This window comes from Bacillus sp. JJ864 (assembly GCF_036963045.1).
GTDB classification, from domain to species: domain Bacteria; phylum Bacillota; class Bacilli; order Bacillales; family Bacillaceae_G; genus Bacillus_A; species Bacillus_A pseudomycoides_C.
Genome location: NZ_JBALLY010000214.1, coordinates 5,622 through 6,207 on the forward strand (window position 1 = coordinate 5,622; position 586 = coordinate 6,207).

Annotated in this window: 1 protein-coding gene; it reads left to right on the plus strand. The window is 32.9% G+C overall.

From position 1 onward, the window contains the following. Positions 1-324 precede the first annotated feature (324 nt). A complete protein-coding gene (locus V7024_RS23200) occupies positions 325-543 on the plus strand; it encodes an alpha/beta-type small acid-soluble spore protein (RefSeq protein WP_335524371.1) in 219 nt (72 codons plus the stop codon). Positions 544-586: the final 43 nt, after the last annotated feature.

Genomic DNA, 586 nt, shown 5'->3' on the forward strand with positions numbered 1-586 from the left:
AGAGTGACTGAGTAGTTACTTTTCGATATAATAAATCATAATATTATTAGGTAAATATTAACACTTCAATTTCACTTAAATTGAGGGGCACTCTATTAGATTCTAAAATCAATTAGTATTAGATTGAAAAATTGATGATTGTGTTTTATCGTTTTTGGGTAGTGTATTTTTGTTAGCTTGATGGTAATGTGGCGCTATCCCATGTCCACCAGCTTAAACTTTTCATCTAAGGAGAATTCGAGACGAAGATAAAAATATTGAGTATACATGTATATTCATTACAATTAAGAGCACATTATATACAAATATAATGGAGGTGTAATTATGAATATTCAAAGACACGGTTATAATACAAACGACATTCTTATTGCAGGTGCAGCAAGTGCAATTGAGCAAATGAAATATGAAATTGCTCGTGAGCTTGGGGTCACACTTGGTCCAGAGACGTCTGCACGTGCCAACGGTTCTGTCGGAGGAGAAATCACAAAACGCCTTGTTCGAATGGGTGAAGAGAAATTAGTGGGTCAATATAGAACTCATTAAAAATTTTACATAGTTAGATTAAAAAGTATCCTTTATCATATCT

Bases quoted from the DNA above. Each gene is read 5' to 3' on its own strand.
- V7024_RS23200 (WP_335524371.1), top strand. From the start codon at position 325: ATGAATATTCAAAGACACGGTTATAATACAAACGACATTCTTATTGCA.